The organism is Kitasatospora brasiliensis, assembly GCF_032654805.1.
Taxonomy (GTDB): domain Bacteria; phylum Actinomycetota; class Actinomycetes; order Streptomycetales; family Streptomycetaceae; genus Kitasatospora; species Kitasatospora brasiliensis.
In genome coordinates, this window is sequence record NZ_JAUOOW010000006.1 from 409,851 (window position 1) to 435,614 (window position 25,764).

At 73.5% G+C, this 25,764-nt stretch carries 25 protein-coding genes and 1 pseudogene; 12 read left to right on the plus strand and 14 right to left on the minus strand.

From position 1 onward, the window contains the following. Positions 1-7: 7 nt before the first annotated feature. Both QWJ13_RS24685 and QWJ13_RS24690 read left to right on the plus strand, forming a co-directional pair. The gene (locus QWJ13_RS24685; protein WP_316527125.1) at positions 8-754 is read left to right on the plus strand and encodes a maleylpyruvate isomerase family mycothiol-dependent enzyme; all 747 of its coding nucleotides are present in this window, start codon (positions 8-10) and stop codon (positions 752-754) included. Between the two features lie 45 nt (positions 755-799). Beyond that, a complete protein-coding gene (locus QWJ13_RS24690) occupies positions 800-1,453 on the plus strand; it encodes an MBL fold metallo-hydrolase (protein ID WP_316527126.1) in 654 nt (217 codons plus the stop codon). A 73-nt stretch (positions 1,454-1,526) separates the two neighbouring features. On the opposite strand, the gene QWJ13_RS24695 is transcribed toward QWJ13_RS24690, so the two are convergent. The 4 genes from QWJ13_RS24695 to zapE all read right to left on the minus strand — a co-directional run bounded on the left by QWJ13_RS24695 (position 1,527) and on the right by zapE (position 6,776). Beyond that, a complete protein-coding gene (locus QWJ13_RS24695) occupies positions 1,527-2,498 on the minus strand; it encodes a TerC family protein (protein WP_316527127.1) in 972 nt (323 codons plus the stop codon). Between the two features lie 216 nt (positions 2,499-2,714). Next, positions 2,715-3,293 (minus strand): TerD family protein, encoded by a 579-nt coding sequence (locus QWJ13_RS24700; protein ID WP_316527128.1) that lies wholly within the window; start codon positions 3,291-3,293, stop codon positions 2,715-2,717. 255 nt (positions 3,294-3,548) lie between these two features. Further along, the gene (gene uvrB / locus QWJ13_RS24705; protein WP_316527130.1) at positions 3,549-5,648 is read right to left on the minus strand and encodes an excinuclease ABC subunit UvrB; all 2,100 of its coding nucleotides are present in this window, start codon (positions 5,646-5,648) and stop codon (positions 3,549-3,551) included. A 36-nt stretch (positions 5,649-5,684) separates the two neighbouring features. Further along, positions 5,685-6,776, minus strand: a complete 1,092-nt coding sequence (gene zapE, locus QWJ13_RS24710) for a cell division protein ZapE (protein WP_432277594.1) — start codon at positions 6,774-6,776, stop codon at positions 5,685-5,687. Positions 6,777-6,861: 85 nt separating this feature from the next. Between zapE and QWJ13_RS24715 the strand changes: the two genes are divergently transcribed. The 4 genes from QWJ13_RS24715 to msrB all read left to right on the plus strand — a co-directional run bounded on the left by QWJ13_RS24715 (position 6,862) and on the right by msrB (position 10,132). Further along, entirely contained in the window at positions 6,862-7,647 is a 786-nt protein-coding gene (locus QWJ13_RS24715; protein ID WP_316527131.1) for a pyrimidine reductase family protein, read from the plus strand. Between the two features lie 57 nt (positions 7,648-7,704). Next, positions 7,705-8,166, plus strand: a complete 462-nt coding sequence (locus QWJ13_RS24720) for an indole-3-glycerol phosphate synthase (RefSeq protein ID WP_316527132.1) — start codon at positions 7,705-7,707, stop codon at positions 8,164-8,166. 132 nt (positions 8,167-8,298) lie between these two features. Then, positions 8,299-9,687, plus strand: coding sequence for a UDP-N-acetylmuramate--L-alanine ligase (murC, locus tag QWJ13_RS24725; RefSeq protein WP_316527397.1), 1,389 nt, complete (start codon positions 8,299-8,301; stop codon positions 9,685-9,687). A 40-nt stretch (positions 9,688-9,727) separates the two neighbouring features. Further along, entirely contained in the window at positions 9,728-10,132 is a 405-nt protein-coding gene (gene msrB, locus QWJ13_RS24730) for a peptide-methionine (R)-S-oxide reductase MsrB (RefSeq protein WP_316527133.1), read from the plus strand. Positions 10,133-10,179: 47 nt separating this feature from the next. On the opposite strand, the gene QWJ13_RS24735 is transcribed toward msrB, so the two are convergent. The 7 genes from QWJ13_RS24735 to QWJ13_RS24765 all read right to left on the minus strand — a co-directional run bounded on the left by QWJ13_RS24735 (position 10,180) and on the right by QWJ13_RS24765 (position 16,703). Further along, the gene (locus QWJ13_RS24735; protein ID WP_316527134.1) at positions 10,180-11,373 is read right to left on the minus strand and encodes a cytochrome P450; all 1,194 of its coding nucleotides are present in this window, start codon (positions 11,371-11,373) and stop codon (positions 10,180-10,182) included. Next, on the minus strand, positions 11,370-11,918 hold the full coding sequence (locus QWJ13_RS24740) for a GTP-binding protein (RefSeq protein ID WP_316527398.1): 549 nt from the start codon (positions 11,916-11,918) through the stop codon (positions 11,370-11,372). The genes QWJ13_RS24735 and QWJ13_RS24740 overlap by 4 nt, the downstream gene beginning before the upstream one ends. 82 nt (positions 11,919-12,000) lie before the next feature. Then, a complete protein-coding gene (locus QWJ13_RS24745; protein ID WP_316527135.1) occupies positions 12,001-12,351 on the minus strand; it encodes a DUF742 domain-containing protein in 351 nt (116 codons plus the stop codon). Continuing rightward, positions 12,348-12,779 (minus strand): roadblock/LC7 domain-containing protein, encoded by a 432-nt coding sequence (locus tag QWJ13_RS24750; RefSeq protein ID WP_316527136.1) that lies wholly within the window; start codon positions 12,777-12,779, stop codon positions 12,348-12,350. Before QWJ13_RS24750 ends, QWJ13_RS24745 begins: the two co-directional genes overlap by 4 nt. Further along, the gene (locus tag QWJ13_RS24755) at positions 12,776-14,530 is read right to left on the minus strand and encodes an ATP-binding protein (RefSeq protein ID WP_316527137.1); all 1,755 of its coding nucleotides are present in this window, start codon (positions 14,528-14,530) and stop codon (positions 12,776-12,778) included. Before QWJ13_RS24755 ends, QWJ13_RS24750 begins: the two co-directional genes overlap by 4 nt. Before the next feature lie 49 nt (positions 14,531-14,579). Next, a complete protein-coding gene (locus QWJ13_RS24760; RefSeq protein ID WP_316527138.1) occupies positions 14,580-15,590 on the minus strand; it encodes an MBL fold metallo-hydrolase in 1,011 nt (336 codons plus the stop codon). 162 nt (positions 15,591-15,752) lie between these two features. Continuing rightward, the gene (locus QWJ13_RS24765) at positions 15,753-16,703 is read right to left on the minus strand and encodes a GNAT family N-acetyltransferase (protein ID WP_316527139.1); all 951 of its coding nucleotides are present in this window, start codon (positions 16,701-16,703) and stop codon (positions 15,753-15,755) included. 281 nt (positions 16,704-16,984) lie between these two features. Here QWJ13_RS24765 and QWJ13_RS34395 point away from each other — a divergent pair. From QWJ13_RS34395 to QWJ13_RS24790, 4 genes and pseudogenes are all read left to right on the plus strand, one after another. Further along, positions 16,985-18,303: pseudogene (locus tag QWJ13_RS34395) on the plus strand (MbnB/TglH/ChrH family RiPP precursor modification enzyme). Positions 18,304-18,333: 30 nt separating this feature from the next. Next, positions 18,334-19,383, plus strand: coding sequence for a TIGR04222 domain-containing membrane protein (locus tag QWJ13_RS24780; protein WP_316527143.1), 1,050 nt, complete (start codon positions 18,334-18,336; stop codon positions 19,381-19,383). Between the two features lie 86 nt (positions 19,384-19,469). Beyond that, the gene (locus QWJ13_RS24785) at positions 19,470-20,252 is read left to right on the plus strand and encodes a TIGR04222 domain-containing membrane protein (RefSeq protein ID WP_316527144.1); all 783 of its coding nucleotides are present in this window, start codon (positions 19,470-19,472) and stop codon (positions 20,250-20,252) included. 43 nt (positions 20,253-20,295) lie between these two features. After that, a complete protein-coding gene (locus QWJ13_RS24790) occupies positions 20,296-20,850 on the plus strand; it encodes a hypothetical protein (protein ID WP_316527146.1) in 555 nt (184 codons plus the stop codon). Positions 20,851-20,924: 74 nt separating this feature from the next. On the opposite strand, the gene hemQ is transcribed toward QWJ13_RS24790, so the two are convergent. Further along, positions 20,925-21,650 carry a hydrogen peroxide-dependent heme synthase gene (hemQ, locus tag QWJ13_RS24795; RefSeq protein ID WP_316527147.1) on the minus strand — a complete coding sequence of 242 codons (726 nt, stop codon included), beginning with the start codon at positions 21,648-21,650 and terminating at the stop codon, positions 20,925-20,927. Beyond that, positions 21,647-23,077, minus strand: coding sequence for a protoporphyrinogen oxidase (gene hemG, locus QWJ13_RS24800; RefSeq protein WP_316527149.1), 1,431 nt, complete (start codon positions 23,075-23,077; stop codon positions 21,647-21,649). Before hemG ends, hemQ begins: the two co-directional genes overlap by 4 nt. Before the next feature lie 287 nt (positions 23,078-23,364). On the opposite strand from hemG, the gene QWJ13_RS24810 reads away from it, so the two are divergent. Then, positions 23,365-23,805 carry a 2-thiouracil desulfurase family protein gene (locus QWJ13_RS24810; RefSeq protein ID WP_432277595.1) on the plus strand — a complete coding sequence of 147 codons (441 nt, stop codon included), beginning with the start codon at positions 23,365-23,367 and terminating at the stop codon, positions 23,803-23,805. 38 nt (positions 23,806-23,843) lie between these two features. Here the strand turns inward: QWJ13_RS24810 and hemE are convergent, their stop codons facing one another. Next, complete coding sequence (gene hemE, locus QWJ13_RS24815; RefSeq protein WP_316527401.1) at positions 23,844-24,857, minus strand: uroporphyrinogen decarboxylase; 1,014 nt, start codon at positions 24,855-24,857, stop codon at positions 23,844-23,846. 236 nt (positions 24,858-25,093) lie between these two features. On the opposite strand from hemE, the gene QWJ13_RS24820 reads away from it, so the two are divergent. Then, positions 25,094-25,756, plus strand: coding sequence for a DUF3000 domain-containing protein (locus QWJ13_RS24820; RefSeq protein WP_316527150.1), 663 nt, complete (start codon positions 25,094-25,096; stop codon positions 25,754-25,756). The last annotated feature ends 8 nt before the right edge of the window (positions 25,757-25,764 follow it).

Consider the following 25,764-nt stretch of genomic DNA (forward strand, 5'->3'; position numbering starts at 1 on the left):
AGATCCGATGACCGACTCGCAGCCGACCGACTCGCAGTCCGCCGCCGCCTCCTGGCTGAGCCAGGTCGAGGAGAGCACCGAGCGCCTGCTGACCACCGTCGCCGCGCTGAAGCCCGAGGCCCTCGCCGAACCCTCCGGGCTGCCCGGCTGGACCCGCGGCCACGTGCTGGCCCACCTCTCCCGCAACGCCGACTCCCTGGTCAACCTGCTGACCGGTGCCCGCACCGGCACCGACATCCCGCAGTACGCCAGCGACGAGGCCCGCGACCAGGGCATCGAGGACGACGCGCCCCGCCCGCTGGAGGTCCAGCTCGCCGACCTGCGCGACTCCCACGCCCGCTTCGCCGAGGCCGCGGCGCTGATGGGCCCCGAGGACTGGGCGGCGACGGTCAGGCACCGCTTCGGCTACGTCTTCCCGGCCCACCAGATCCCGGCCAAGCGCCTGGTGGAACTGGAGTTCCACCACGTCGACCTGGCCGCCGACGACTACACCCCGGCGCGGTGGCCGGAGTCCTTCGCCGTCGCCCAGTTCGGCCGGATCGCGGCCGCGCTGGCCGGGAACGCCGACCTGCCCGCCGTCTCCCTCGCCGCCGAGGACACCGGGGACCGCGCCGTGATCGGCACCGGCGCCCCCGCGCTGACCGTCGAGGGCCCGGTCCGCGCCCTCACCGCCTGGCTCTCCGGCCGCTCCGACGGCGCCGACCTGCGCCGCACCCCCGACACCGCCCTCCCCCAGCTTCCCCCGATGGGCTGACGGGGCGAGGATGATCCCAAGAGCCATCGGAGAGGGAGCGAACGGATGACGTACCACGGAGCGGTCAAGGTCGGCGGACCGCCGGACGTGCGGGAACTGGCCCACCTGATGATCACCAAGGTGGCCGTCGGCCCGTACGACAACAACGCCTACCTGCTGCGCTGCCGGGCCACCGACGAGCAGCTGCTGATCGACGCCGCCGCGGACGCCCCGGCGCTGCTGGAGACCGTGGGCGACGAGCTGGGCACCGTGGTCACCACCCACCGCCACCACGACCACTGGGGCGCGCTGGCCGAGGTGGTCGCCACCACCGGCGCCCGCACCGCCGCCGGCGAGCACGACGCGGAGGGCATCGAGGTCCCCACCGAGCTGCTGCTCGCGGACGGCGACACCCTGCGGGTCGGCGAGGTCGAGCTCACCGTCCGCCACCTGGTCGGCCACACCCCGGGCGCCATCGTGCTGGTCTACGACGACCCCCAGGGCCACCCCCACGTCTTCACCGGCGACTGCCTCTTCCCCGGCGGCGTCGGCAACACCTGGGGCGACCCGGAGGCCTTCCGGACCCTCTACCGGGACGTCACCGAGAAGATCTTCGACGCCCTCCCCGACGAGGCCTGGGTCTACCCCGGCCACGGCAACGACACCACCCTCGGCGCCGAACGCCCCCACCTCGACGAGTGGCGCGAGCGCGGCTGGTAGGCCCGCCCCGCCCAACGGCCGAGGCCCCCGCGACCGGCAGTGGTCGCGGGGGCCTCGGCACGCTCTCGGCGGATCAGGCGTCGAGCTTCTCGCGGTCGGCCTTCTTCGTGGCCCGGAGGCTGGTGAAGGTGGTGACCGCCAGCACGAGCACGATGAAGCCCAGGGCGAACGGGATGCCGATCTCCGGGGCCCAGGTCGCGCCCGACTCGTGGGCGGCGTGCAGCACCAGCTTCACGCCGATGAAGCCGAGGATCACCGACAGGCCGTACGAGAGGTGGACCAGCTTCGTCAGCAGGCCGCCGATCAGGAAGTACAGCTGGCGCAGGCCCATCAGGGCGAAGGCGTTGGCGGTGAAGACGATGTACGCGTCCTGGGTGAGGCCGAAGATGGCCGGGATCGAGTCGAGGGCGAACAGCACGTCCGTGGTGCCGATGGCCAGCATGACGATCAGCATCGGGGTGATCAGCCGGCGGCCGTTCTCCCGGACGAACAGCTTGGTACCGCGGTAGTCCTCGGTGGCCGGGAAGCGGCGGGTGATCGCCTTGAGGGCGCGGTTCTCCTCGAAGTGCTCCTCCCCCTCGTCCTCGGCGCGGGCCTCCTTGATCAGCTTCCAGGCCGTCCAGACCAGGAAGGCGCCGAAGATGAAGAACACCCAGGAGAACTCGGAGACCAGTGCCGCGCCGCCGGCGATGAACACCGCCCGGAGCACCAGCGCGATGATCACACCGAACATCAGCACGCGCTGCTGGTAGATCCTGGGCACCGCGAACTTGCCCATGATCAGGATGAACACGAAGAGGTTGTCGACACTGAGCGACTTCTCGGTGATGTAGCCGGCGAAGAACTCGCCCGCCGGCTGCCCACCGGAGTGCCACCAGAGGAATCCGCCGAAGAGCACCGCCAGGGCGACCCAGACGGCCGTCCAGATCCCGGCCTCCTTGATCGAGACCTCGTGCGGTTTGCGCCCTCCGATGAAGAAGTCCGCCACGATCAGTGCGATCAGCACCAGGATCGTGGAGACCCACATGGTCATGGAAACGTCCACTACTGCTCCTCCGGCAGGTAGGCGAGACAGTCATCGTCACTGCCGGAGGTCTCTTCCGCCCGTCGGGCCAGCGCCCCGGGGTGCCGCGACGGGCACCCGTGATGACGGGGTCGACTGTCGAGGAATACTCCCCTCCGCTGCCAGCGAGAGTAACAGCCGACCCAAGAGAAGGTAAAGAAGGTAAAGACCCCGGGGAATCCCGGAGGCTCTCGGCGGCTAGAGGTACGGCTCGATCGCCGGCAGCAGGTCCTGGAAGGTGCGCCCCTTGGCCGGCGCGCCGATCGCCTGCATCTCCCAGCCGCCGCTGCCGTCCCGGACCACCTTGGCCATGATCTGCCCGGTGTGCGGCCCGCCGCCGGTCAGCTCGTAGCGGGCCAGCTCCAGCCCGGTGGCCTCGTCCACCAGCCGGCAGTGCGCCCGCTGCACCTCGGCGAAGGTCTGGCCGGTGTACGAGCTCACCGTGAACACCACCTGGGTGATGTTGACCGGCACGTGCACCAGGTCGACCAGGATCGCCTCGTCGTCCTCGGCCCCGGCGCCGCCCTCCAGGTTGTCGCCGGTGTGCCGCACGGAGCCGTCACTGCTCTCCAGGTGCGAGAAGAACACCACGTCGGACGGGGTCCGCTCGGCGTACAGCAGCGCCGAGGCGTCCAGGTCGACCTTCCGGGTGCGGCTGCCGAACAGCCCGCGCTTGGGGGCGGCCTGCCAGCCGAGGCCCATCCGAACCACCGACAGGGCGCTGCCCGGCCCCTTCTGGAGGCTGACCTTCTGCCCCTTGGCCAGGTTCACCGACACGACGTTGTCCTCTCTGCCGGCCGCGCGGTCACACCCGCGCGGCTCCACGGTGGAACACCCCGTCGCCGTCCCCCGGCTGAGGCCCCCTCTGCGTACGGCCCGCCACCCCGTCCCGAGGGCTCGGTGCCGCAGGCAAGCCTAGGGCCTGCTGCACCCCCGGCTCCCCGGGGTTTCCCCGTTTGTGGCAAGCCTGAGACACCGCCGGGCTTGACCGGTGTCATTCCGGCCAAGCCCGCGGTTTCCCCGCGCGTGCGGCTACGCCACACCGGCCTCGCGCATCTGCCGCAGCTCCTTCTTCAACTCCTTGACCTCGTCGCGCAGTCGGGCCGCGACCTCGAACTGGAGGTCCGCCGCGGCGGTGTGCATCCGGTCGGTCATCTCCTGGATCAGGTCCGCCAGTTCGGCGGCCGGCAGGGACTTGCCCTGCTTGCGGTCCGCGCCCAGCGCCGGCACCGCGGCCTTGCCCTTGCCGCCCTTGCCCTGGTTGCGGTAGCCGGTGGCGAGCAGCTCGTCGGTGTCCACGTCCTCGCGGGCGAGGGTGTCCAGGATGTCGCCGATCTTCTTGCGCAGCGGCTGCGGGTCGATCCCGTGCTTCTTGTTGTAGGCCTGCTGCACGGCCCGGCGGCGGTTGGTCTCGTCGATGGCCTTCTCCATCGACGGGGTGATCCTGTCCGCGTACATGTGGACCTGGCCGGAGACGTTGCGGGCCGCGCGGCCGATCGTCTGGATCAGCGAGGTGCCGGAGCGCAGGAAGCCCTCCTTGTCCGCGTCCAGGATCGCCACCAGCGAGACCTCGGGCAGGTCCAGGCCCTCGCGCAGCAGGTTGATGCCGACCAGCACGTCGTACCGGCCCGCCCGCAGCTCGCGCAGCAGCTCCACCCGGCGCAGGGTGTCCACGTCGCTGTGCAGATACCGGACCCGGATGTCCAGGCCGAGCATGTAGTCGGTGAGGTCCTCGGCCATCTTCTTGGTCAGCGTGGTGACCAGCACGCGCTCGTCCCGCTCGACCCGGGTGCGGACCTCGTGCACCAGGTCGTCGATCTGGCCCTCGGTCGGCTTGACGATCACCTCGGGGTCGATCAGGCCGGTCGGGCGGATGATCTGCTCGACCTGGCCGTCGCCGCGCGACAGCTCGTACGGGCCGGGCGTCGCCGACAGGTAGACCGTCTGACCGATCCGGCCCAGGAACTCCTCCCACTTCAGCGGGCGGTTGTCCATCGCGGACGGCAGCCGGAAGCCGTGCTCGACCAGGGTGCGCTTGCGCGAGGCGTCCCCCTCGTACATCGCGCCGATCTGCGGGACGGTGACGTGCGACTCGTCGATGACCAGGAGGAAGTCCTCCGGGAAGTAGTCGAGCAGGGTGTTCGGCGCGGAGCCGGGCTCGCGGCCGTCGAAGTGCATCGAGTAGTTCTCGACGCCCGAGCAGGTGCCGATCTGGCGCAGCATCTCGATGTCGTAAGTGGTGCGCATCCGCAGCCGCTGGGCCTCCAGCAGCTTGCCCTGCTTCTCCAGCCGGGCGAGCGTCACCTCCAGCTCCTTCTCGATGCCGGAGATCGCGCGCTCCATGCGCTCGGGGCCGGCCACGTAGTGCGAGGCGGGGAAGACGTAGACGGAGTCGTCCCGGCTGATGATCTCGCCGGTGAGCGGGTGGAGGGTGTAGAGCGCCTCGATCTCGTCGCCGAACATCTCGATCCGGACGGCGAGCTCCTCGTAGACCGGGAAGATCTCGATGGTGTCGCCGCGGACCCGGAAGGTGCCGCGGGTGAAGGCCACGTCGTTGCGGGCGTACTGGATGTCGACGAAGCGGCGCAGCAGGTCGTCCCGGTCGATCTCCTGGCCGACCTTGAGCGGCACCATCCGGTCCACGTACTCCTGCGGGGTGCCGAGGCCGTAGATGCAGGACACCGAGGCGACCACGACCACGTCCCGGCGGGTGAGCAGCGAGTTGGTCGCCGAGTGGCGCAGCCGCTCGACCTCCTCGTTGATCGAGGAGTCCTTCTCGATGTAGGTGTCCGTCTGCGGGACGTACGCCTCCGGCTGGTAGTAGTCGTAGTACGAGACGAAGTACTCGACCGCGTTGTTCGGCAGCAGCTCGCGGAACTCGTTCGCCAGCTGCGCGGCCAGCGTCTTGTTCGGCGCCATCACCAGGGTGGGCCGCTGCAACTTCTCGATCATCCAGGCCGTGGTGGCCGACTTGCCGGTGCCGGTGGCACCGAGCAGCACGACGTCCTTCTCCCCTCCCCTGATCCGCCGCTCCAGCTCGGCGATCGCCGCCGGCTGGTCACCGCTCGGCTGGAAGGGGCTGACGACCTCGAAGGGCGCCACGGACCGCTCAATACTCGTGATGGGACGCACGCCTCCACCGTACGACCCACCACCGACAAGCGGGTGCTACTTGGCGCTGTCGCGGGCGAGGGCGACGAGGCGGGAGATGGCGCGCAGGTACTTCTTGCGGTAGCCGCCGCGGAGCATGTCCTCGGGGAAGACCTGGTCGAAGGGGAGGCCGGAGGCGGTGATCGGCAGCTCGCGGTCGTACATCCGGTCGGCCAGCACGACGAGGCGCAGGGCGGTGGACTGGTCGTCGACCTGCTTGACGCCGCGCAGGCAGACCGCGGTGACGTCGTCCAGGAGCGCGCCGTAGCGGCTGGGGTGGACGGCGGAGAGGTGGGCGAGCAGGGCGTCGAAGTCGTCCAGCGAGGCGCCCGGGGTGCGGGCGGCGGCGGCCTCGACGGCCTGGTCGGTGTACGGCGGCGGGGCGTCGGGCAGGCCGCGGTGGCGGTAGTCCTGGCCGTCGATCCGCATCGGGCGGAAGTGCGCGGACAGGCCCTGGATCTCGCGCAGGAAGTCGGCGGCGGCGAAGCGGCCCTCGCCGAGCTTCTCCGGCAGGGTGTTCGAGGTGGCGCACAGCTTGACGCCGTTGTCGACCAGCCGGCCGAGCAGGGTGGAGACCAGCACGGTGTCGCCCGGGTCGTCCAGCTCGAACTCGTCGATGCAGAGCAGCCGGTGCCCGGAGAGGGTCTGGACGGCCTGCTGGAAGCCGAGCGCGCCGACCAGGTTGGTCAGCTCGACGAAGGTGCCGAAGGCCTTGGGGCCGGGGGCGGCGTGCCAGAGCGAGGCGAGCAGGTGGGTCTTGCCGACGCCGTAGCCGCCGTCGAGGTAGACGCCGGCCGGGCCGGTGGGCGCGGGGGCGGAGCGGCGGAACCAGCTGCGCTTGGGTGCGGAACCGTTTCCCTGGGCGAGCGTGGCCGCGAACTGCTCCAGGACCTGGACGGCCTCGTACTGGCTCGGCTGGTTCGGGTCCGGGATGTACGTCCCGAAGCTCACCTCGGCGAACCGGGGCGGCGGGACCATCTCGGCGACCAGCCGCTCGGCGGGCACGACGGGGCGGCGGTCGGTGAGCGCGATCGGGGAGCCGGAGGCGCTCGCGGCGGCTATCGGCTCGGTCGCGGGCTGGTCGGTCGCGGGGCGGGAGGCTGCGGGCACATCAGTAGAGGGTACGCCTGCCCGGTTCGCCGTCCGAACCCCGCACGGGCCGCGGTGGCGGGCGCCGCAGTGGAAGACTGGGGCCATGCAACAGTTGATCAGCCCGCTGGGTGAGCGAGTCGCCGATCCGGCCGCCCTGGAATCGCTCGCCGCCGTCTACGCGTACCCCGAACAGGTGAATCGGGGACGCCCCTGGCTGCGCGCCAACATGGTGTCCGGCCTGGACGGCGCGGCCAGGCTCGACGGGCTCTCCGACGGCCTCTCCGGCGACGCCGACAAGCGGATCTTCGGGGTGCTGCGGGCACTGTCGGACGTGGTACTGGTGGGCGCGGAGACCGTCCGCGCCGAGGGCTACCGGCCGGCCAGGGCCCGCAAGGAGTTCGCGGCGGCCCGGGTGGCGGCCGGTCAGGCCCCGGCCCCGGTGATCGCCGTGGTGAGCCGCTCGCTCCAGCTGGACCTGACCGCGCCGCTGTTCACCGAGCCGCTGGTCAGGACGGTGGTGGTCACCACCGAGGACGCCTCCGAGGAGCGCCGCCGGGCGGTCGCGGAGGTGGCCGACCTGGTGCTCGCCGGCACCGGCGCGGTGGACCTGAAGGCGGCCGTGGCGGCGCTGGCCGAGCGGGGCTGGACCCGGCAGCTGACCGAGGGCGGCCCGCGCCTGCTGGGGCAGCTCGCGGCGGACGGCCTGCTGGACGAGCTGTGCCTGTCACTGGCCCCGCTGCTCACCGGCGGCGACGCGCCGCGCATCCTGAACGGCGCGCAAATGCCGGACGTGCAGCGGATGCGACTGGTCTCATTGATCGAGCAGAAAGGATTCCTCTTCACCCGCTACCTGCGTCACCTCGGTTCGGATGACCCCGTGACCCCCTGATCGCCATCCCGTTATGCGATGCCGGGGCCCGGGGGCCGGCCACTGGAAGGGACTCACGTGTTCAAGACGGTACTGATGATCGAAAAGGCTCTCTCGGACGCGGACGTGGAACTCGTCACCACGCTCCACGGCGAGGAGGAGGTGTCCTTCGTCGTCCTGATGCAGCCGCGCGGCAAGCAGGACGAACTGCTGCGGGCGCTCGACGACGTCGCCCTCGGCCACCTCGACAAGGTGGTCCACGAGCACGACGAGTCCGAGAGCGGTCCGACCGTGGCCACCGAGTCGCTGGAGCACAGCCTGCGCCACCTGCGCGAGGCCGGCGCCGAGGCGGTGGGCGAACTGGTCGAGGACAAGCCGCTGGACCGGCTGCGCGCCGTCGTCCAGGACCAGCGGGCGGACGAGGTGGTGGTGCTCACCTCACCGCACTTCGTGGAGGAGTTCTTCCACCGCGACTGGGCCTCCCAGGCCCGGCACAAGGTGGGGGTCCCGGTGCTCAGGCTGTTCGCCAGCGACTCCTGACCCCGCCCGTCGGTGGTGCAGAATCGTCCTTGCGGTCCGCCCGCGAGGACGATTCCGTCCTCCCGACCCGTCCGCCCGACCTGTCTGTCCCCGCCCGTACGGAGCCACGCCTTGAACGACGCCGCGCACGACCTGCACGCCCCGCACTTCATCGGCATCGGCGGCGCCGGGATGTCCGGCCTGGCGAAGATCCTCGCCGTGCGCGGGGCCAGCGTCTCCGGCAGCGACTCCAAGGAGTCCGAGACCGTCCTCGCGCTGCGCGCGCTGGGCGCCACCGTGCACATCGGCCACGCCGCCGAGCACGTGCCGGCCGGCACCAGCAGCGTGGTCGTCTCCAGCGCGATCCGCGCCGACAACCCGGAGCTGGTCGCCGCCCGGGAGCGCGGCATCCCGGTGGTGCACCGCTCCGACGCGCTGGCCGCGCTGATGGGCGGCCGCCGGGCGCTGGCGGTGGCCGGCACCCACGGCAAGACCACCACCACCAGCATGCTCGCCGTCGCCCTCGGCGAGCTGGGCCTGGACCCGTCCTACGCGATCGGCGGCGACCTCGACGCCCCCGGCTCCAACGCCCACCACGGCACCGGAGAGATCTTCGTCGCCGAGGCGGACGAGAGCGACCGCAGCTTCCACAAGTACGCGCCCGAGGTGGCGATCGTGCTCAACGTGGAGCTGGACCACCACGCCAACTACGCCTCGATCGACGAGATCTACGAGTCCTTCGAGACCTTCGTCGGCCGGATCGCGCCCGGCGGCACCCTGGTGGTCTCCGCCGACCACGACGGCGCCCGCGAGCTGACCGCCCGGGTGGCCGGCCGCGACGGCCTGAACGTGGTGACGGTCGGCGCCGCCGAGGACGCCGACCTGCGGGTGCTCTCGGTGGTCGCCCACGGCATGACCAGCGAGGTCACCGTGCTGCTGGACGGCGCCGAGCTGTCCTTCACCGTCTCGGTGCCCGGCCGCCACTACGCCCACAACGCGGTGTCCGCGCTGGCCGCCGGCATCGCGCTGGGTGTCCCGGCCGCGGACCTGGCCAAGGCGCTCGGCGCCTACACCGGCGTGCGCCGCCGCCTCCAGCTCAAGGGCGAGGCCGGCGGGGTCCAGGTGATCGACTCCTACGCCCACCACCCCACCGAGATGACCGCCGACCTGGAGGCGATCCGCGAGGGCCTGACCGGCGGCGGCCGGGTGCTGGTGGTGTTCCAGCCGCACCTGTTCAGCCGCACCCAGCAGCTCGGCGAGGAGATGGGCGCGGCGCTGGCGCTGGCCGACGCCTCGGTGGTGCTGGACATCTACCCGGCCCGCGAGGACCCGATCCCGGGCGTGACCAGCGAGCTGATCATCGACGCCGCCCGCCGGGCCGGCGCCGAGGTCACCGCCGAGCACTCCTTCGCCGCCGCCCCCGCCCTGCTGGCCGGCCTGGCCCGCCCGGGCGACCTGCTGCTCACCATGGGCGCGGGCGACGTCACCAACCTGGGCCCGGAAATCCTCAGCCACCTCGCGAACGTTGCCTCCAACGTCTGACGTACGTCCGTCCGACGCCAACCGCGACCGGGAGCCCGTGATGAGCTACGAGATCGAGAAGACCGAGGCCGAGTGGCGCGCCCAGCTCAGCCCCGAGGAGTACCACGTGCTCCGCGAGGCGGGCACCGAGCGCCCGTTCACCGGCGAGTACACCGACACCAAGACGGTCGGCGTCTACGGCTGCCGGGCGTGCGGGGCCGAGCTGTTCAGCTCCGAGACCAAGTTCGACAGCCACTGCGGCTGGCCGTCCTACTACGCGCCGCTGGCCGGGGACCGGGTCCAGTACATCGAGGACACCTCGCTCGGCATGCGCCGGGTCGAGGTGCGCTGCGCCCGCTGCGGCGGGCACCTGGGGCACGTCTTCGAGGGCGAGGGCTACGGCACGCCGACGGACCAGCGCTACTGCATCAACAGCGTCTCGCTGACGCTGAAGCCGGCCGGGTAACCGCGCGCGGAAGGGCCCGGGCACCCCAGGGTGTCCGGGCCCTCGCGCTACCCCCCGACCGGCTGGAAGCGGACCGGCAGACGCAGCAGCGCCCGGTGGAACGGGCCCGGACGCCAGAGCAACTCCTCGGCGGAGACGGCCAGTTCGAGGTCACTGAGACGGCTGCCCAACTGCTCGATGGCGGTGATCGCGATCAGCAGGGCCGGGTCCCGGGCCGGGCAGACGTGCGGGCCCGCCGACCAGGCCAGGTGGGCGCTCTCGCCGCTGCGCACCGCGTTGTCCTCGGCGGGCGGCGCGGCCTGGGAGTTGGCGGCCGCGTACGAGACCAGCATCAGCGTGCCGGCCTCGATCTCGCGGCCGTGGAAGGTGATGTCGTACCGCGGGTAGTGGGCCGAGAAGTTGGCCATCGGCGGCGCGTGCCAGAGCACCTCGTCGATCGCCTGGTGGGCGGTCATCGCGCCGCCGAACAGCGAGCCGGCGTAGCGGGCGTCGGTGAGCAGGCGCAGCAGGGCGTTGCCGATCAGGTTGGTGGTCGGCTCGTGTCCGGCGATCAGGGTCAGGGTGATCTGCCGGATCACCTCGTCGTCGTCCAGCCCGACCGGGTGGGTGACGTACCAGGAGGTGAGGTCGTGCCGGGGGCGCTCGCGGCGCTCGGCGACCATCGCGGTGACCACGGCGAGGAGCTTGGCGTACGCGGCGCCGGCCCGTTCGGTGGACTCGATCAGCCCGGTGATCGCGGCCACCATCTCGGCGTGCTGTTCCTCGGGCACGCCGAACCAGGTGGTGAGCGCGAAGGCGGGCAGCTGGCGGGCGTACTCGGCGATCAGGTCGGCCTGTCCGACGGCGGCGAAGCGGTCGATCAGCCGGTGCGCGGTCTCGGCGACCTGGCGCTGGAGCCGGTGCGGTTCGAACAGCGCGAGGGCGTCGGTGATCACCGCCCGGTAGCGGGCGTGGGTCTCGCCGTCGCTGAACAGCGCGGTCGGGCGGTAGCCGAGCATCGGCATCAGCGGGGAGTCCGGCGGGAGTTCGTGCCGCCAGAGCCGGGAGTCCTTGGAGAAGGTGTCGGTGTCGCGCAGCAGGTCCAGCGCGGCCTGGTAGTCGGTGACCAGCAGGGCCTCGACGCCGGGCCCGATCTCCACCGGGGCGGTGGCGCCGTGGCGGCGCAGCCGCTCGTACACCAGCTGGGGGTCGGCGGCGAAGACCGGGCCGTGGATCGGGATCGGGCGGGACTCGACGGTCACGGCTGCTCCGGGGTGGCGGGGAGGGCGTCCAGGATGTGCTCGACCAGCGCGATCAGGGCGTCCAGGCTGCTGTCCCGGTCGCGGGCGTCGCAGAGCAGCAGCGGGGTGCTGGCGTGCAGGTCCAGGTGGGTGCGCAGCACCTCGGCCGGGTGCTCCGGCGCGTCCGGGAAGCGGTTGACGGCGACGGCGTAGGGCAGGCCCTGCTCCTCGACCATGTCCATGATCTCGAAGGAGTCGGCCAGCCGGCGGGTGTCGGCGAGCACCAGGGCGCCCAGGGCGCCGCGCGCGATGTCCTGCCAGAGCGGGAAGAAGCGGCGCTGGCCGGGGGTGCCGAACATGTAGAGCACGATGTTGCCGGGCAGGGTGAGCCGGCCGAAGTCGACCGCGACGGTGGTGGTGGACTTCTCGGGCACGCCGGCCAGGTCGTCCACCGGCCGTCCGGTCTCGGTCATCGCCTCCTCGGTGTGCAGGGTGGCGATCTCGGAGAGGGTGCGGATGAGGGTGGTCTTGCCGACCCCGAACGGGCCGGCCACCACCAGTTTCATCAGCGTCTGGTCCCGGCCGGGCAGGTAGCCCACCCGGCTCGGCCCGCCGGCCTGGTCTTCCGGGTCCGGCCGGCCGGCCGGGTCATCGGAGCGCACGGAGTCCAACGAGGAGCCTCTCGACGATGGAGCGGTCGGTCTGCTGGGCGCGCGGGATCGGCGCGCGGGCGTGTAAGCAGCCCGCCTCGACCAGGTCGGCGGCGAGGAAGACGGTGGCGCTGACCGGCAGCCGCAGGTGTGCGGCGGCCTCGACCACGGTCAGCGCGCCGGGGCGCAGCAGCTCCCAGAGCCGGCGGTGTTCGGGTTCGAGCGCCTCCGGCGGGTCCTCGCGGTCGGCGAACAGGACGGTCAGCCGTTCGAAGCCCTTGGCACCGGGGCGGCTCCGGCCGCCGGTGGCCAGGTAGGCGGGGACCATCCGCCTGCGGGGGGCGGTCATGACCGGCCGTCGTCGTCCTGCCGCCGCCTCGGGGTCGCGAGTGCGCGACCGAGGGCGGCGACCTGGACCTGCATCTGGTAGGCCACGTTGCCGAGTTGGGCGTCCGGCGAGGTGAAGACGGCGAGCGAGGTGTTCTCCCCGGCGGGCACCACGATGGCGTAGCCGAGGTCGGACTCCACCACGGTCTGGGCCAGCCTGGGCCGCTCGGCGTCGGTGAACGCGCTGGTGAACGCCCGGGCGGCGGCGTGCACGGTGGCGGTCATCGCGGCGACCCGCTCGGCGCCGGCCCGCTCCAGGCTGTCCGAGGCGCCCTCGACCAGGCCGTCCCCGGTGGCGACGACGGCGTGCAGCACCCCTGGCAGCTCCAGCAGCGGGGTCAGCACCCACGAGATCTCGTCGGTGGTGGTCGGGCTGGGCGTGCTGCTCACTGCTCGGCTCCTTCTGGCTGGTCGGCGGGGGTACGGGTGGTGCTGTCGCTGCTCTCGGGTGCGGCGTCGGCGGCGTCCGCGCGGACGGCTCCGGCCACGGCGGCCCGGCCGGAGTCGGTGCCCTGCTGGAGCGCCTGCCAGTGGGCGGCGGCCTGCTCGGGGGTGCGTCCGGCGGTACGGGCGGGGGCGGGCCGTGTGGGGGCCGGCGCGGCGGCGGCCAGCGGACGGCGGCGCCGCCGGGTGGGCAGGCCGGTGCCGTCGTCCGCCACGACGGCCTCCGCCGGGGCTTCGCCGGTGGCCGGCTGCGGCGTGACCGGGTCGGGCACCACCCGGATGGCCGCCGCCGGGTGCGGGCCCGGCTGGTGGTGGCGGTCGGCGAGCCGCGGGCCGTCCCGCTCGTCGGCGTCGTGCATCGGCGGGACGGCCGCGACGGTGGGCGCCGGGGCCGGGCCGGCGCCGGCCCGCAGCGGCAGCGGGGTGAGCACCGACAGCTGCTGCTCGTCGGCGACGACGGTCACCAGCGTGGCCGGGATGCGCAGGATGGTCCGCATGCCGCCGTACGGCGAGGGCTCGATGTGGCAGGTGAAGCCGTACTGGCGGGCCAGCTTGCCGATCACCGCGAAGCCGGTCTTGGGCGGGTTGCCGAGCTCGGTGAGCAGCATGTCCGGCGGGCCGGCCAGCAGTCGGCGGGCGCGGCGCAGCTGGTCCTCGTCCATGCCGATGCCGCTGTCGTCGATGATCACCAGCGCGCCGCGGCCGCCCTGCTGGACGCTGACCGGGACGTCGGTCTCCGGGTGGGAGTAGGCGGTGGCGTTGGCGAGCAGTTCGGCGATGGTGACGGCGATCGGCTCGGCGGCCCGGGCCACCACGGCCAGGCGCTGCTCCCGCAGGTGGTTGGCGACCTTGATCCGGGCGTAGCCGGGCACCCGCGAGAGCGCGCCGACGACGACCTCGGCGAGCGGCGAGTCGGTGCGGGCCAGGCCCGGCCAGGCCTCGCAGAGCACCGCGATGGTCTGGATCCGGCGCAGCGCGACCTCGTTGCGGAAGTCGACCTCCAGCAGCCGGGGGTCGTCGTTCTCGTGCTGGAGCTGCTGGACGAGGCTCTGGATCTGGTACAGCAGGGTCTGGATCCGGGAGGTGGCGCCGCGCATGGCGGCGCGGGCGGCGGCGTCCACCCGCTCGCGTTCGTCGGCGAGGGCGGCCTGGGCGGCGTCCAGGACGGCCTGGAGCGCCCGGACGGCCTCGGGGCCGACGGCCCTGGCGTCCAGCGGGCCGACCAGCGGCGCGTTGGCGTGGGTGAGCCGTACGGCGGTGGCGGCGACCCGCTCCTGGGCGAGGTGGCCGATCTCGGCGAGCAGCGCGGCGCCCTTCGCCTCGGCTTCGGCGAGGGCGCGGTCGGCTTCCTCGGCCCGGGCGGTGGCGGCGGCGCACTGCCGCATGGTGTCGCGGACGGTGTCCTGGGCCTGGCGGGCCGTCTCCTGCGCCTCGCGGACGCTGTCCTCGGCGGCGCGGGTGCGCTCCTCGGCCCGCTGGGCCTGCTCGGCGGACCGCCGGGCGGACTCCTGGGCCTCGCGCTGCTGCTGCTCGGCGCGGGCGAGCCTGCCCTCGGCGGCCCGGGCCCGCTCCTCGCCGAGGCCCAGCGCGGTCTCGGCGGCCGCCGCCCGGGCGAGGGCGGCGGCCCGGCCGCGGGCGAGCACGGCCGCGGCCACGGCGGCGACCAGCGCCAGGACGATCAGCGCGATCAGCGTCATCGAAGTCCTCGGGGGTGCTTGCGGGTTGGAGCGGGCGGGCCGGTGCGGGTCAGTTCCGGACGGTGCGCGGGCGCGGCCCGTGGGCGGCGTCCTCGGCCAGCTCCCGGGCCACCAGGGCGACCTGGCTCAGGGCCTCCAGGGCGCCCGGGGCCGCCGAGCCGTCCAGGTTCCGGTACTCGGCCGCGATGGTCAGCACCAGCCGCTCGGGCAGGCCGAGTTCGGGGTGGCGCTGCTCGGCGATCACCCGGCGGGCGGCGTCCAGCGCGGGTATCCCGGCGGCGTGCAGGGCGTGGGCTCGCTCGCGGACGTAGGCCAGGTAGGCGATGTGCTCCCGGACGCCGGCGCGGTCGAGCACCGGGCCGTGGCCGGGCACGAAGATCTCCGCGCCGGTGGCCAGGGCCTGTTCGCAGGCGCCGATGACGTTCTCCAGCGGTCCGGCCCAGTGCGAGGGGTGGTCGCCGGGCTGCTCGGGCGTCGAGGAGAAGATCACGTCGCCGGTGAACACCGCGCGCTGGTGCGGGAGGTGGACCATCAGGTCGCCGCCGGTGTGGGCGGCGGGCAGGCTGCTGATCCGCACCGGGTAGCGGCCGACCGTCAGCTCCAGCTCGCCGGTGAAGACGGTGTCCGGGCGCACCGGTTCGGTGCCGGACCAGTCGAACTGGCCGAAGTGCTCCCGGAGGTAGCCGCCGAGCGGCGAGTCCGGGTCGCTGTTGGCGACCAGGGCGTGCTGCTGCTTCGGGGTGGGCTCCCAGTGGATGTGCTCCAGCGCCTCACGGGTGGCGATCACCTCGGCGTCCGGGAGCACCCCGGCGCCCCACAGGTGGTCCCCGTTGGCGTGGGTGACGACCACCCGGTCGACCTCGACCCCGTCCGGCAGCAGCCGGCGGCTCGCGGCCAGGAACTCCCCGGCCATCGAGGGGTCGTAGGGCGTGTCGATCCAGAGCGCGGTGGTCTCCGAGGCCAACAGGCCGCAGTTGGCCAGGCCCCACCCACGCTTCGGCGGGAGCCACACGTACAGGTCCTCGGCAATCGCGCTCACGTTCGCACGGCTGATCGTCATGTGCGCGATTATGCCCATGCCGTGTCAGTGGCGGAGCAAAACTGTTACGGTTCCAGCCACTTCGCGTCCGATGGGCACCGGACTGCCCCGATTCGTCCCACGTGGTCTGGACCACATCTGGCCGAAGTCCCCCGCTTCGGGAACGGGTGTCCGGAACAGGCGTCAGGAACCGGCGGCAGGCCCTCCCACCTGCCGGATTCCCTTGCGCTCCCCCGCGCAGGGCTCGTAGCCCAGCCACGCGTTGACCGCCAGCATCGGAGCGTTGGTGGTGTCGTTGCTGGTGTACGCGTACCGGTAGCCCGCCGCCACCGCGAGCCGCAGCGACTCCCGCTTGGCCAGCTTGGTCAGCCCCCGGCCGCGGAACTCCCGGCGGCAGGCGGAGAACGCGGACCAGTAGCGGTCCACCCCGTCGGTCTGCACCATGCTGAACGCGGCCGGCACGCCGTCCACCACGGCGACGACGCTCAACGCCCGGTCCCGGTCCGGCCGGGTCCAGTCGCAGCGCAGCCAGTCCTGGTACGTGTAGGCGTCCATCGGCACCTCGCTGCCGGGCTCGTCCTGGACGGCGTCCTCCTCGACCAGGAACAGCGGGTGCGGGTCGTCCGCCCAGTCGGCGGCCGGGCGCAGCTCGACACCGGGCGGGCGCACCGGCGCCGGCGGCAGCGGGAGCGCCAGGTCGCGCCCGGCGAAGCGCATCGTGCGCCCGAGCGCGTAGCCCCGGGCGGTGGCGAAGGCCAGCGAGGCGGGCTCGTCGTCCACCCAGGTGTGCAGCTCCGTCACCCCGTGCCCGGACAGGTGGCGGTCGGCCTCGGCCAGCAGCGCGGTGGCCGCGCCGCGCCGCCGGAACTCGGGCAGCACGCTGCCATTGGCGTAGCCCACGCCCTCGGTCGTCGTCCCGAGCACCACCCCGCAGCGCACCGCGCCGACCACCCGGCCGTCCAGCTCGGCGACGAAGGTGCGGAAGTGCTCCTCGGGGCTGGGCTGGGCGTTCTGCCAGGCCAGGGCCTCGGCGGAGAGCACCAGGTGCTCGCGCCCGGCCCGGTGGGCCACGACCACGGCCTCGGCGTCACCGGGGTGAAACTGACGGACCGTCAAAGCTGTCTGAGTAGTCATGGATTCCCACGCTAACCGGACCCTTCCGTACGGCGCCTCCGGTTTTCGGGGCCGCCGGGCACCGCCGCGGCGGGGGTGTCCGGGTTCGGGACCAAGGCCTCTGATCGCCGGGGTGGCAAGCTCAAATAATGCTCTGAGATGACCAGGTGAGGCTTGGCAGCCACCCCTCCCGGGGACATCCTCAGCAACACGGCCACGCGGCCCGGGCGACGACGCCCCCACCGGCCCACGGCCCTCCCACCCGGCCCTCCGAAGGGGGCGAACCGATGACTTCCCCTGCCATGGACCGAACCACGCCCCGGGCAGCCGCCACCCGCCTGGGCGTCGGCCTCGGCTGGCGCAGCGAGATCGACACCGTGGTCGAGCGCCAACCCGGCCTGGACTGGGTCGAGGTGGTCGCCGAGAACGTCTGCCCCGACCACCTGCCCACCTCCCTGACCGTGCTGCGCGAACGCGGCGTCACCGTCGTCCCGCACGGCGTCGGCCTCGGCCTCGGCGGCGCCGACCTGCCCGACCCCGGCCGCCTCGCCCGGCTCGCCGACGTCGCGCTGGCGCTCGGCTCCCCACTGGTCTCCGAGCACCTGGCGTTCGTCCGGGCCGGCGGCCTGGAGGCCGGCCACCTGCTGCCCGTCCCCCGCACCCGGGACTCGCTGCGGGTGATCGCCGAGAACGTCCGGATCGCCCAGGAGCAGCTGCCGGTGCCGCTCGCCCTGGAGAACGTCGCCGCCCAGCTCGCCTGGCCGGACGACGAGTTCACCGAGGGCCAGTTCCTCGCCGAGCTGGTCGAGCGCACCGGCGTCCGGCTCCTGATCGACGTCGCCAACCTGCACACCAACCGGGTCAACCTCGGCATCGACCCGGCCGCGGAACTCGACCGGCTGCCGCTGGAGGCGCTCGCCTACGTCCACGTCGCGGGCGGCACCCTGGTCGACGGCATCTGGCACGACACCCACGCCCACCCCGTCACCGAACCGGTGCTGGAGGTGCTGGCCGAGCTCCGCGCGCGCACCGACCCGCCCGGCGTCCTGCTGGAACGGGACGCCGACTTCCCGCCGCCCAGCGAACTGGCCGGTGAACTGGACGCCATCCGCCGGGTGCTGGAGGGGAGCACCCGGCGATGACCGACCCGATCACCGCGCATCCCGACACCGAGGCCGCCGAGGCCGCCGACCAGGGCCTCGCCGCCGCCCGGCGGCGCCTGGCCCGGCGCCAGGAGGAGCTGCTGACCGCCCTGGTGGCCGGCGGCCCCGTCCCACCCGGCTTCGACGAGCGCCAGGTCCGCGCCCAGTCCACCGGACTGGCCGTCAAACGGCGTGGCACCGCCGCCAAGGTGGCCCCGGAGCTGCCCCGCATCCTCGGGGAGCGGTACCGGCCGCTCTTCCTCGACTACGCCCGCTCCCACCCGCAGACCGGCGGCTACCGCGCCGACGCCCGGGCCTTCGCCCGGTGGGTGCTCACCGACGGCGGCCCGCTCGCCGCCGACCACCGCCGGGCCCTGGAGCAGTGGCTCCACCCGGCACCCGTACGGCCGCCCGGCCCGCTCGCACGGCTGCGCCGGGCGCTGCGCCGCCGCCCGCCGACGACCTCCGCAACGCCCTGACGCACGATCACCACCTCGGGGGAACCATCCATGTGGCACAACAGCTACTTCATCGTCCCGGCCGTCCTGCTGGTGGCCGCCGTCCTGTACGCCTACCAGGCCAGGCAGCGCGTCTTCCGGGTCCGGTACGCCAAGGGCCTGCCCGGCCGCGGACTGTCGCTGCTCGACACGGCGTACCTGTCCGGCGGGAGCGGGCGGGTGTTCGACACCGCCCTGGTCCGGATGCACCTGAGCGAGCAGGCCGTGGTCAGCCGCTCCGGCCTGGTCACGCTCACCGGCTCCAAGCCGTACGACGCCGTCGACAAGGCGATCCAGGACGCCGTCGGCCCGACCGGAAGCCGCGAACTCGGCCCGCTGCGCCGCGAGGTGACCCGCTCCCCCGCCGTCCGGGAGATCGGCGACCGGCTCGCCGACCGCGGCCTGGTGCGCCGCCCCGAGCGGCAGCGGCGGGCCGCCACCGCCCACCGGCTGCTCTGGCTCGCGCTGCTCGTCGTGGCGGCCTCCACGGTGGTCGCCGAGCTGCTCGACGACGGCGCCGCCGGTCACGACCGCCCGAACCTCTGGATCCCGGGCATGCTGCTGTTCGTCGGCTTCGTCTCGCTGCTCGCCACCCGGCCGGTCAAGGGCCCGATCACCCCGGCCGGGCAGCGCCAGCTCTCCCTGATGAAGGGCGGCACGCCGTGGACCCCCAAGGACGGGGTGTCGCCCAAGCTGGCCGGCGGCGCGCTGCTCGGCGCGCTCGCGCTCGGCGGACTGGCCGCCGTCGGGCTGGACAACCCGGAGCTGGAGGCCGCGATGCTGGCCGCCTCGGCCGGGGACGAGGCCATGCGGCAGGCGGCCGCGTCGTCCTGGTCCGGGTCGTCCTCCTCGTCCTCGTCCTCCTCGTCGTCCTCGTCGTCTTCTTCGTCGTGCTCCTCCGCTTCCACCGTCTCCTCCGGCTGCGGTTCGTCCAGCTGCGGGTCCAGCTCGTCCAGCTGTAGCTCGTCCTCCTCCAGCTGCGGGTCCAGCTCATCCAGCTGCGGCTCGTCGTCCTCCTCCAGCTGCGGATCCAGCTGCGGCGGCGGCTGTGGTGGCGGCTGAGCACGGCCGCCGCCGGACGTCACAGTTCGGTATCGCGAACCGGGAACCCCTGACGCGCGGCGTCGGCGCGGGCATACAACAAGCCCATGTGGTTGCTGTTCCTCATACCGGCCTGTGTCGCGGCGGTGCTGTCCTGCCTCCGACTGATCCGGATGACCGCCACCGCCGACGCCCTGGCCGACCGGAACGGCCTGCGGCCGCCCGAAGCCGTCGGCATCGGCCTGTACGAGACCGCCTACCTGGCCGGCGGCCCCGACCGGGTGGTCGAACTCACCCTCGTCCTGATGGCCGGCCGAGGACGGCTGCACCTGGCCCACACCGGCTGGACCACCGTGGTCGACCCCAGGGGCCGCAGCCGCCTGGAGCGGGCGGTCATCGCCACCGTCGGCCCCGAAGGGCAGTGCCGCACCGTCGAGCTGCGGCTGGCGATGGCCGAGCACCCCACCGTGCTGGAGATCGGCGCCCGGCTCGCCCTGGCCGGCCTGGCCACCCCGGTCCTGGTGCAGCGCAACACCGTGGTGGTGGTCCGACAGGTCCGGCACGCGCTGCTGCTGTCGCTGGTCCTGCTGGCCGCCTCACTGGCCGTCAGCGGCTTCACCGGCGGTGACACCGTCACCCTGTTCGCCTGGTTCTCGCTGCCGCTGGTGCTCACCTCCGGCACCCTGCTGATGGCCCGGATCGACGTCTACCCGTACACCCGCTGGGCTTCCCCGGTCGGCCAGGAGGTGCTGCGCGAGGTCCGCCCGGCCCGCCAGCGCGGCCTCACCGACGACGAGGAGCGCGAGCTGCTCACCGCCGTCGCCATGAACGGCCCGGCCGTCCTCCCCGACGCCCGGCTGCGCGCCGCGCTGCGCCCGCGCCGGAGCTGAAAGCCGGCTGCGCGCACCCCTGTGACCAGGGCAGACTTCCCCCATGGACACCCGGGACCACACCGTACTCGACCGCGCCCAGGCCGAAGGGCGGCTGGTCCGGCTGCGCCGCACGCTCCCCGGCGCGGACCGGCTGGAGGGCTTCGTCCTCGGCACCGGCCCGGTCTGGACCCTGCTCGCCAACTGCGTCGACCACCGCCTCGACGGCTGGACGGCCGTCCACACCTGTTCGCTGCACAAGATCCGCGACCGGGGCGGCGAGGAGAGCCTGACCGTACGGTCGCTGCGCGGCCGCGGCCTGTGGCCGGTCCCGCCGCCCCGCGCCGAGCTGCCGCTGGACGAGCACTCCGGCCTGATCGCCGCCGCCTCCGCCGCGTACGGCCTGATCGCCCTGCACGCCGAGTTCATCGATCCGGACGTCTGCCGGGTCGGTACGGTCACCGAGCTGCGCCCCCGCTCGCTGCGGCTGCACGAGGTCGACCCGGAGGCCCGGTGGTACCCGAAGCCGACCAAGTACCGGCTCCGCGACATCACCCGGGTCGACCTCGGCGGCCACTACACGGACGTCCTGCGCGAGTTCGCCGGGCCGCGGCCGTAACGACCGGCCCGCGCAAAGCCCGGAGGCCGGCTCCCCGTACGCGGGGAACCGGCCTCCGAGAGGTCGGCGGTCGCTCAGACCAGGCCGCCCAGCAGCTCGCTGATCGGCTTGCGGCGCCCGGTGAAGAACGGCACCTCCTCGCGGACGTGCAGCCGGGCCCGGGAGGGGCGCAGGTCGCGCATCAGGTCGACGATCCGGTGCAGCTCGTCCGCCTCGAAGGCGAGCAGCCACTCGTAGTCGCCGAGCGCGAACGAGGCCACCGTGTTGGCCCGCACGTCCGGGTAGCCGCGGGCCATCTGGCCGTGCTCGGCGAGCATCGCGCGCCGCTCGGCGTCCGGCAGCAGGTACCACTCGTACGAGCGGACGAACGGGTACACGCAGACGTAGTCACGCGGACGCTCGTCGGCCAGGAACGCCGGGATGTGCGACTTGTTGAACTCGGCCGGGCGGTGCAGCGCCATGTTCGACCAGACCGGCTCCAGCAGCCGGCCCAGGCCGGTGCGGCGGAAGCGGTTGTACGCCTCCTGGAGGTCGTCCGAGTCGGCGGCGTGCCACCAGACCAGGATGTCGGCGTCCGCCCGCAGACCCGAGACGTCGTACGTACCGCGCACGGTGACGTCCTTGGCGGCGAGCTGCTCGAACAGCTCCTCCACCTCGGTGGCCAGGGCGGTGCGGTCCTCCGGCAGGGCGCCCTTGAGCTTGAACACCGACCACATGGTGTAGCGGATGACCTGGTTCAGGTCGCGCGCCTTCTTCTTCTCGGGCTGCTGCTCCGGCTCCCGCTCAACGCTCTCAGTCATGCGTCCATTGTCCTCTCCGTGGAAGCTTCCCCGGTCGCCGGGGTCAACAGTTTGTCGATGGCCGCCGCGGCGGCGGCGGCCGAACCGATGCACGCCGGAATGCCCACCCCGTCGTACGCGGCGCCGCACAGCGCCAGGGCTCCCACCCGCCCGGCCGCCGCCCGCACCCGGGCCACCCGGTCCAGGTGCCCCACCGGATACTGCGGCAGACCGGCCTCGAAGCGGGAGACGAAGGTGTCGTACGGCCGGGCGGTCAGCCCGATCGCCTCCTTCAGGTCCGCCAGCGACCGCGCCACCAGCTCCTCGTCCGGCAGGCCCAGCGCCTCCTCCTCGCGGTGGCGCCCCAGCGAGGTGCGCAGCAGGAACGCGTCCGGCGCGGAGCGCGCCAGCCAGCCCCACTTGTTGGAGGAGAAGGTCGAGGCCTTGATCCGCCGGCCGTCCACCGGCGGCACCAGGAAGCCGCTGCCGCTCGGCGGCTCGGCCAGGTCGGAGCGGCGGAAGGCCAGGGTCACCAGGGCCATGCCCGCGTACTCGACGGTGTCCAGCTCGGCGGCGGCCGCCGGGGCGTCCTCGCGCAGCAGCCGGGCCGCGGCGGGGGCCGGGACGGCCAGCACCACGGCGTCCGCGTGCAGCACCTCGCCTCCGGTCACCACCCGCCAGCCGTCGGGGGTGCGGCGCAGCTCGTCCACCGGGGCGTCGGTGCGCAGGTCCACCCCCGCCTTGACGCAGGCCTCGGCGACCGCCCCGGGCAGGGTGCCCAGGCCCCCGCGCAGGCCCTGGAACACCGGGGTGCCGACCACCTTCGGACGGGAGGCCAGCTCGTGCACCCCCGCGACCAACGAGCCGCCGCCGCGCGCGATCGGCAGCAGCTGCGGCACGGCGGCGCGCAGCGAGATCTCGTCGGCGCGGCCGGCGTAGACGCCGCCGAGCAGCGGCTCGACCAGCCGGTCCACCACCTCCCGGCCCAGCCGGTCGGCGACGTAGTGGCCGATCGCGACGTCCTCGCCGACCTCGGTCGGCTCCTCGTGCCGGGCCCGCTCCAGCCCCTCGGCGGTCAGCACCCCGGAGGCGGCCAGCGCCTCCAGGTCACCGGGGACGCCCATCACCTGGCCGCCGGGCAGCGGCCGCAGCGCGCCCCGGGTCCAGATCGCCGCCTTCGCGGTGGTCGGCGGCTCCAGCTCCTCCCCCAGCCCGACCGCACGGGCCAGCTCCACCGCCTCCGGCCGCCGGGCGAGCACCGACTCGGCCCCGAGGTCCACCCGGACCCCGCCGACCTCGCCGCCCCACAGCTTCCCGCCGACCCGTCCGGACGCCTCCAGCACCGTCACCCGCGCCCGCGCCGGCCCCCCGGCCGCCCCACTCAGGAACGCGGCCGCGGCCAGCCCCGCGATCCCACCACCGACGACGACGACCTGTGCATCCGACATGCCTCGCAGTCTCGCAGGTCCTTACGCCGAACCCTCAATCCACTGCACATGTGAGGTCGATCGAGATCGGGAACGGCACCGGACGCTCCGGTGATGGCCGGAAGATCCCGGCCGGGGCGTAGGAGGAGGTCGCGGTCTCCGGCTCGAAGACGTGCACAGCGGCCCGGCCGTCCTCTTCCTCCTCGGCGATCCAGTAGTGCCCGATGCCTGCCTCGGCGCACTTGCGGACCTTGACCGTACGGTCGCGAGTTCGAGTGCTCGCCGACCCCCCGCTTACTCTGTGTGCTGTGGAACCGATTGTGGTGAGTGCGTGTCTGGCCGGGATTCCCTGCCGGTACGACGGACGGGCGAAGACCTCGGACGCGGCGGTGCGGCTGGTCGAGGAGGGCCGGGCCGTGGTGGTGTGCCCGGAGGGGGCGGGCGGGCTGCCGACGCCGCGGCCGGCGGCCGAGATCGTGGGCGGCGACGGCGCCGACGTGCTGGACGGGCGGGCCCGGGTGGTGGACGCGACCGGGGCGGACTGCACCGGGGAGTTCCTGGCCGGTGCCCGGGCGGCGCTCGCGGCCGCCGAGGAGGCGGGGGCCCGGCGGGCGGTGCTGATGGCGCGCAGCCCGTCCTGCGGCTGCGGGCAGGTGTACGACGGGACGTTCACCGGGGAGCTGCGCCCCGGCGACGGGGTGACGGCGGCGCTGCTGCGCCGGGCCGGGATCGAGGTCACGGCCTTGTAGTGGGCCTCCGGAGCGCCGGAGGCCCAGTACAGGGGGGGTCAGCGCGCGCTGGCCTCGTGGACGAAGGCGACCAGGCGGCTGAGCGCGTCCGGGTCCATGGACGGCAGCACGCCGTGGCCGAGGTTGAAGATGTGGCCGCTGGTGCCGAGCGCCTGGGCGGCGTGCAGCACCTCGCGGGCCTTGGTCTCCACCACCTTGGTGGGCGCGAACAGCACCGCCGGGTCGAGGTTGCCCTGGAGGCCCTTGCCCGGGCCGACCCGCTCGGCGGCGACGTTCAGCGGCACCCGCCAGTCCACCCCGACGATGTCCGCGCCGGCCTGGCCCATCAGCCCGAGCAGCTCGCCGGTGCCGACGCCGAAGTGGATCCGCGGCACCCCGTACGAGGCGACCGAGTCGAACACCTTGGTGCTGGACGGCATCACCGAGCGGCGGTAGTCGTCCGGCGCCAGCGAGCCGACCCAGGAGTCGAACAGCTGGACGGCCGAGGCCCCGGCCTCGATCTGCACCTTGAGGAAGGCCGAGGTGATGTCCGCGAGCCGGTCCACCAGGGCGGCCCACAGCTCGGGCTGCCCGTACATCATGGCCTTGGTGTTCTCGTGGTTCTTGGACGGGCCGCCCTCGACCAGGTAGCTGGCCAGCGTGTACGGCGCGCCGGCGAAGCCGATCAGCGGGGTCTCGCCGAGCTCGTCCACCAGCAGGCCGACGGCCTCGGTGATGTAGGGGACGTCGTCGGGCTCCAGCGGGCGCAGCCGCTTGAGGTCCTCGGCGGTGCGGATCGGGTCGGCGATCACCGGGCCGATGCCGGGCTTGATGTCGACGTCGATGCCGACCGCCTTGAGCGGCACCACGATGTCGCTGAAGAAGATCGCCGCGTCGACCTTGTGCCGGCGCACCGGCTGGAGGGTGATCTCCTTGACCAGCTCGGGCCGCATGCAGGACTCCAGCATGGGGATGCCCTCGCGGACCTTCAGGTACTCGGGCAGCGAGCGGCCCGCCTGGCGCATGAACCACACCGGCGTGTGCGGCACCGGCTCGTGCCGGCACGCGCGCAGGAACGCGGAGTCGTACGCGGCGCCGCGGCGCGCGGGGGTGGTCGGGCCGTCGTTGGCGGCCGCCGTGCTGTCTGCCGTTGTCTCGCTCACGCGTCAAATCTTCGCACGCGTGCCGGGCGCGGGTTCCCGACCGGTCTCGTGGGTTCCTCCAAGATCTGTCCGGGTTTGCCGTTCCGGCACGCCGCTGGGAGAGAAGTTGCGGCGATAACCCCGTTCTTCGACCTAGTCTTCGGGTCATGGCAGCGGTCGGAGGGCACCCCGCGCAGGGTGGCGGAGCAGGTGGCGGAGTGGGTCGCGAGGGGGCGCCGAGCGAGTTCCGGGCGGCGGTGGCGGCCTTGGACGGGGCCCGGCTGCGGCCCGAGGTGCAGCTCTCCCCCGCGCCGGCGCCGCGCCGGCTCGCCCCGTACTCGTTCGCGGTGACCGCCTCGGTCGAGGTGGACGGCGAGGAGCTGGCGGACGGCCGGCTGGTGCTGCTGTACGACCCGGCCGGGCAGGAGGCCTGGAACGGGGAGTTCCGGGTGGTCACGATGACCCGGGCCGAGCTGGAGCCGGAGATGGCCGCCGACCCGATGGTCTCCGAGGTCGGCTGGGCCTGGCTGCTGGACGCCCTCCAGGCGCACGGCGCCGGGTTCGAGGAGCCGTCCGGCACGGTGACCCTGGCCTCCTCCCAGTACTTCGGCGGCCTGGCGGACCGCCCGTCCTCGACCGAGGTCGAGATCCGGGCCTCCTGGACCCCGGCCGACGGCCGCTTCGAGCGGCACCTGGCGGCTTGGGCGGACCTGCTGTGCATCAGCGCCGGCCTGCCGCCGGCCGCCCCGGCGGCGCAGGGGCCCACCGAGGTTCCTTCACTCGGTGGAGTGGTCCCGATGCCGGCCCGGCGACGCCCCAGGTCGCACTGACGGGTGGT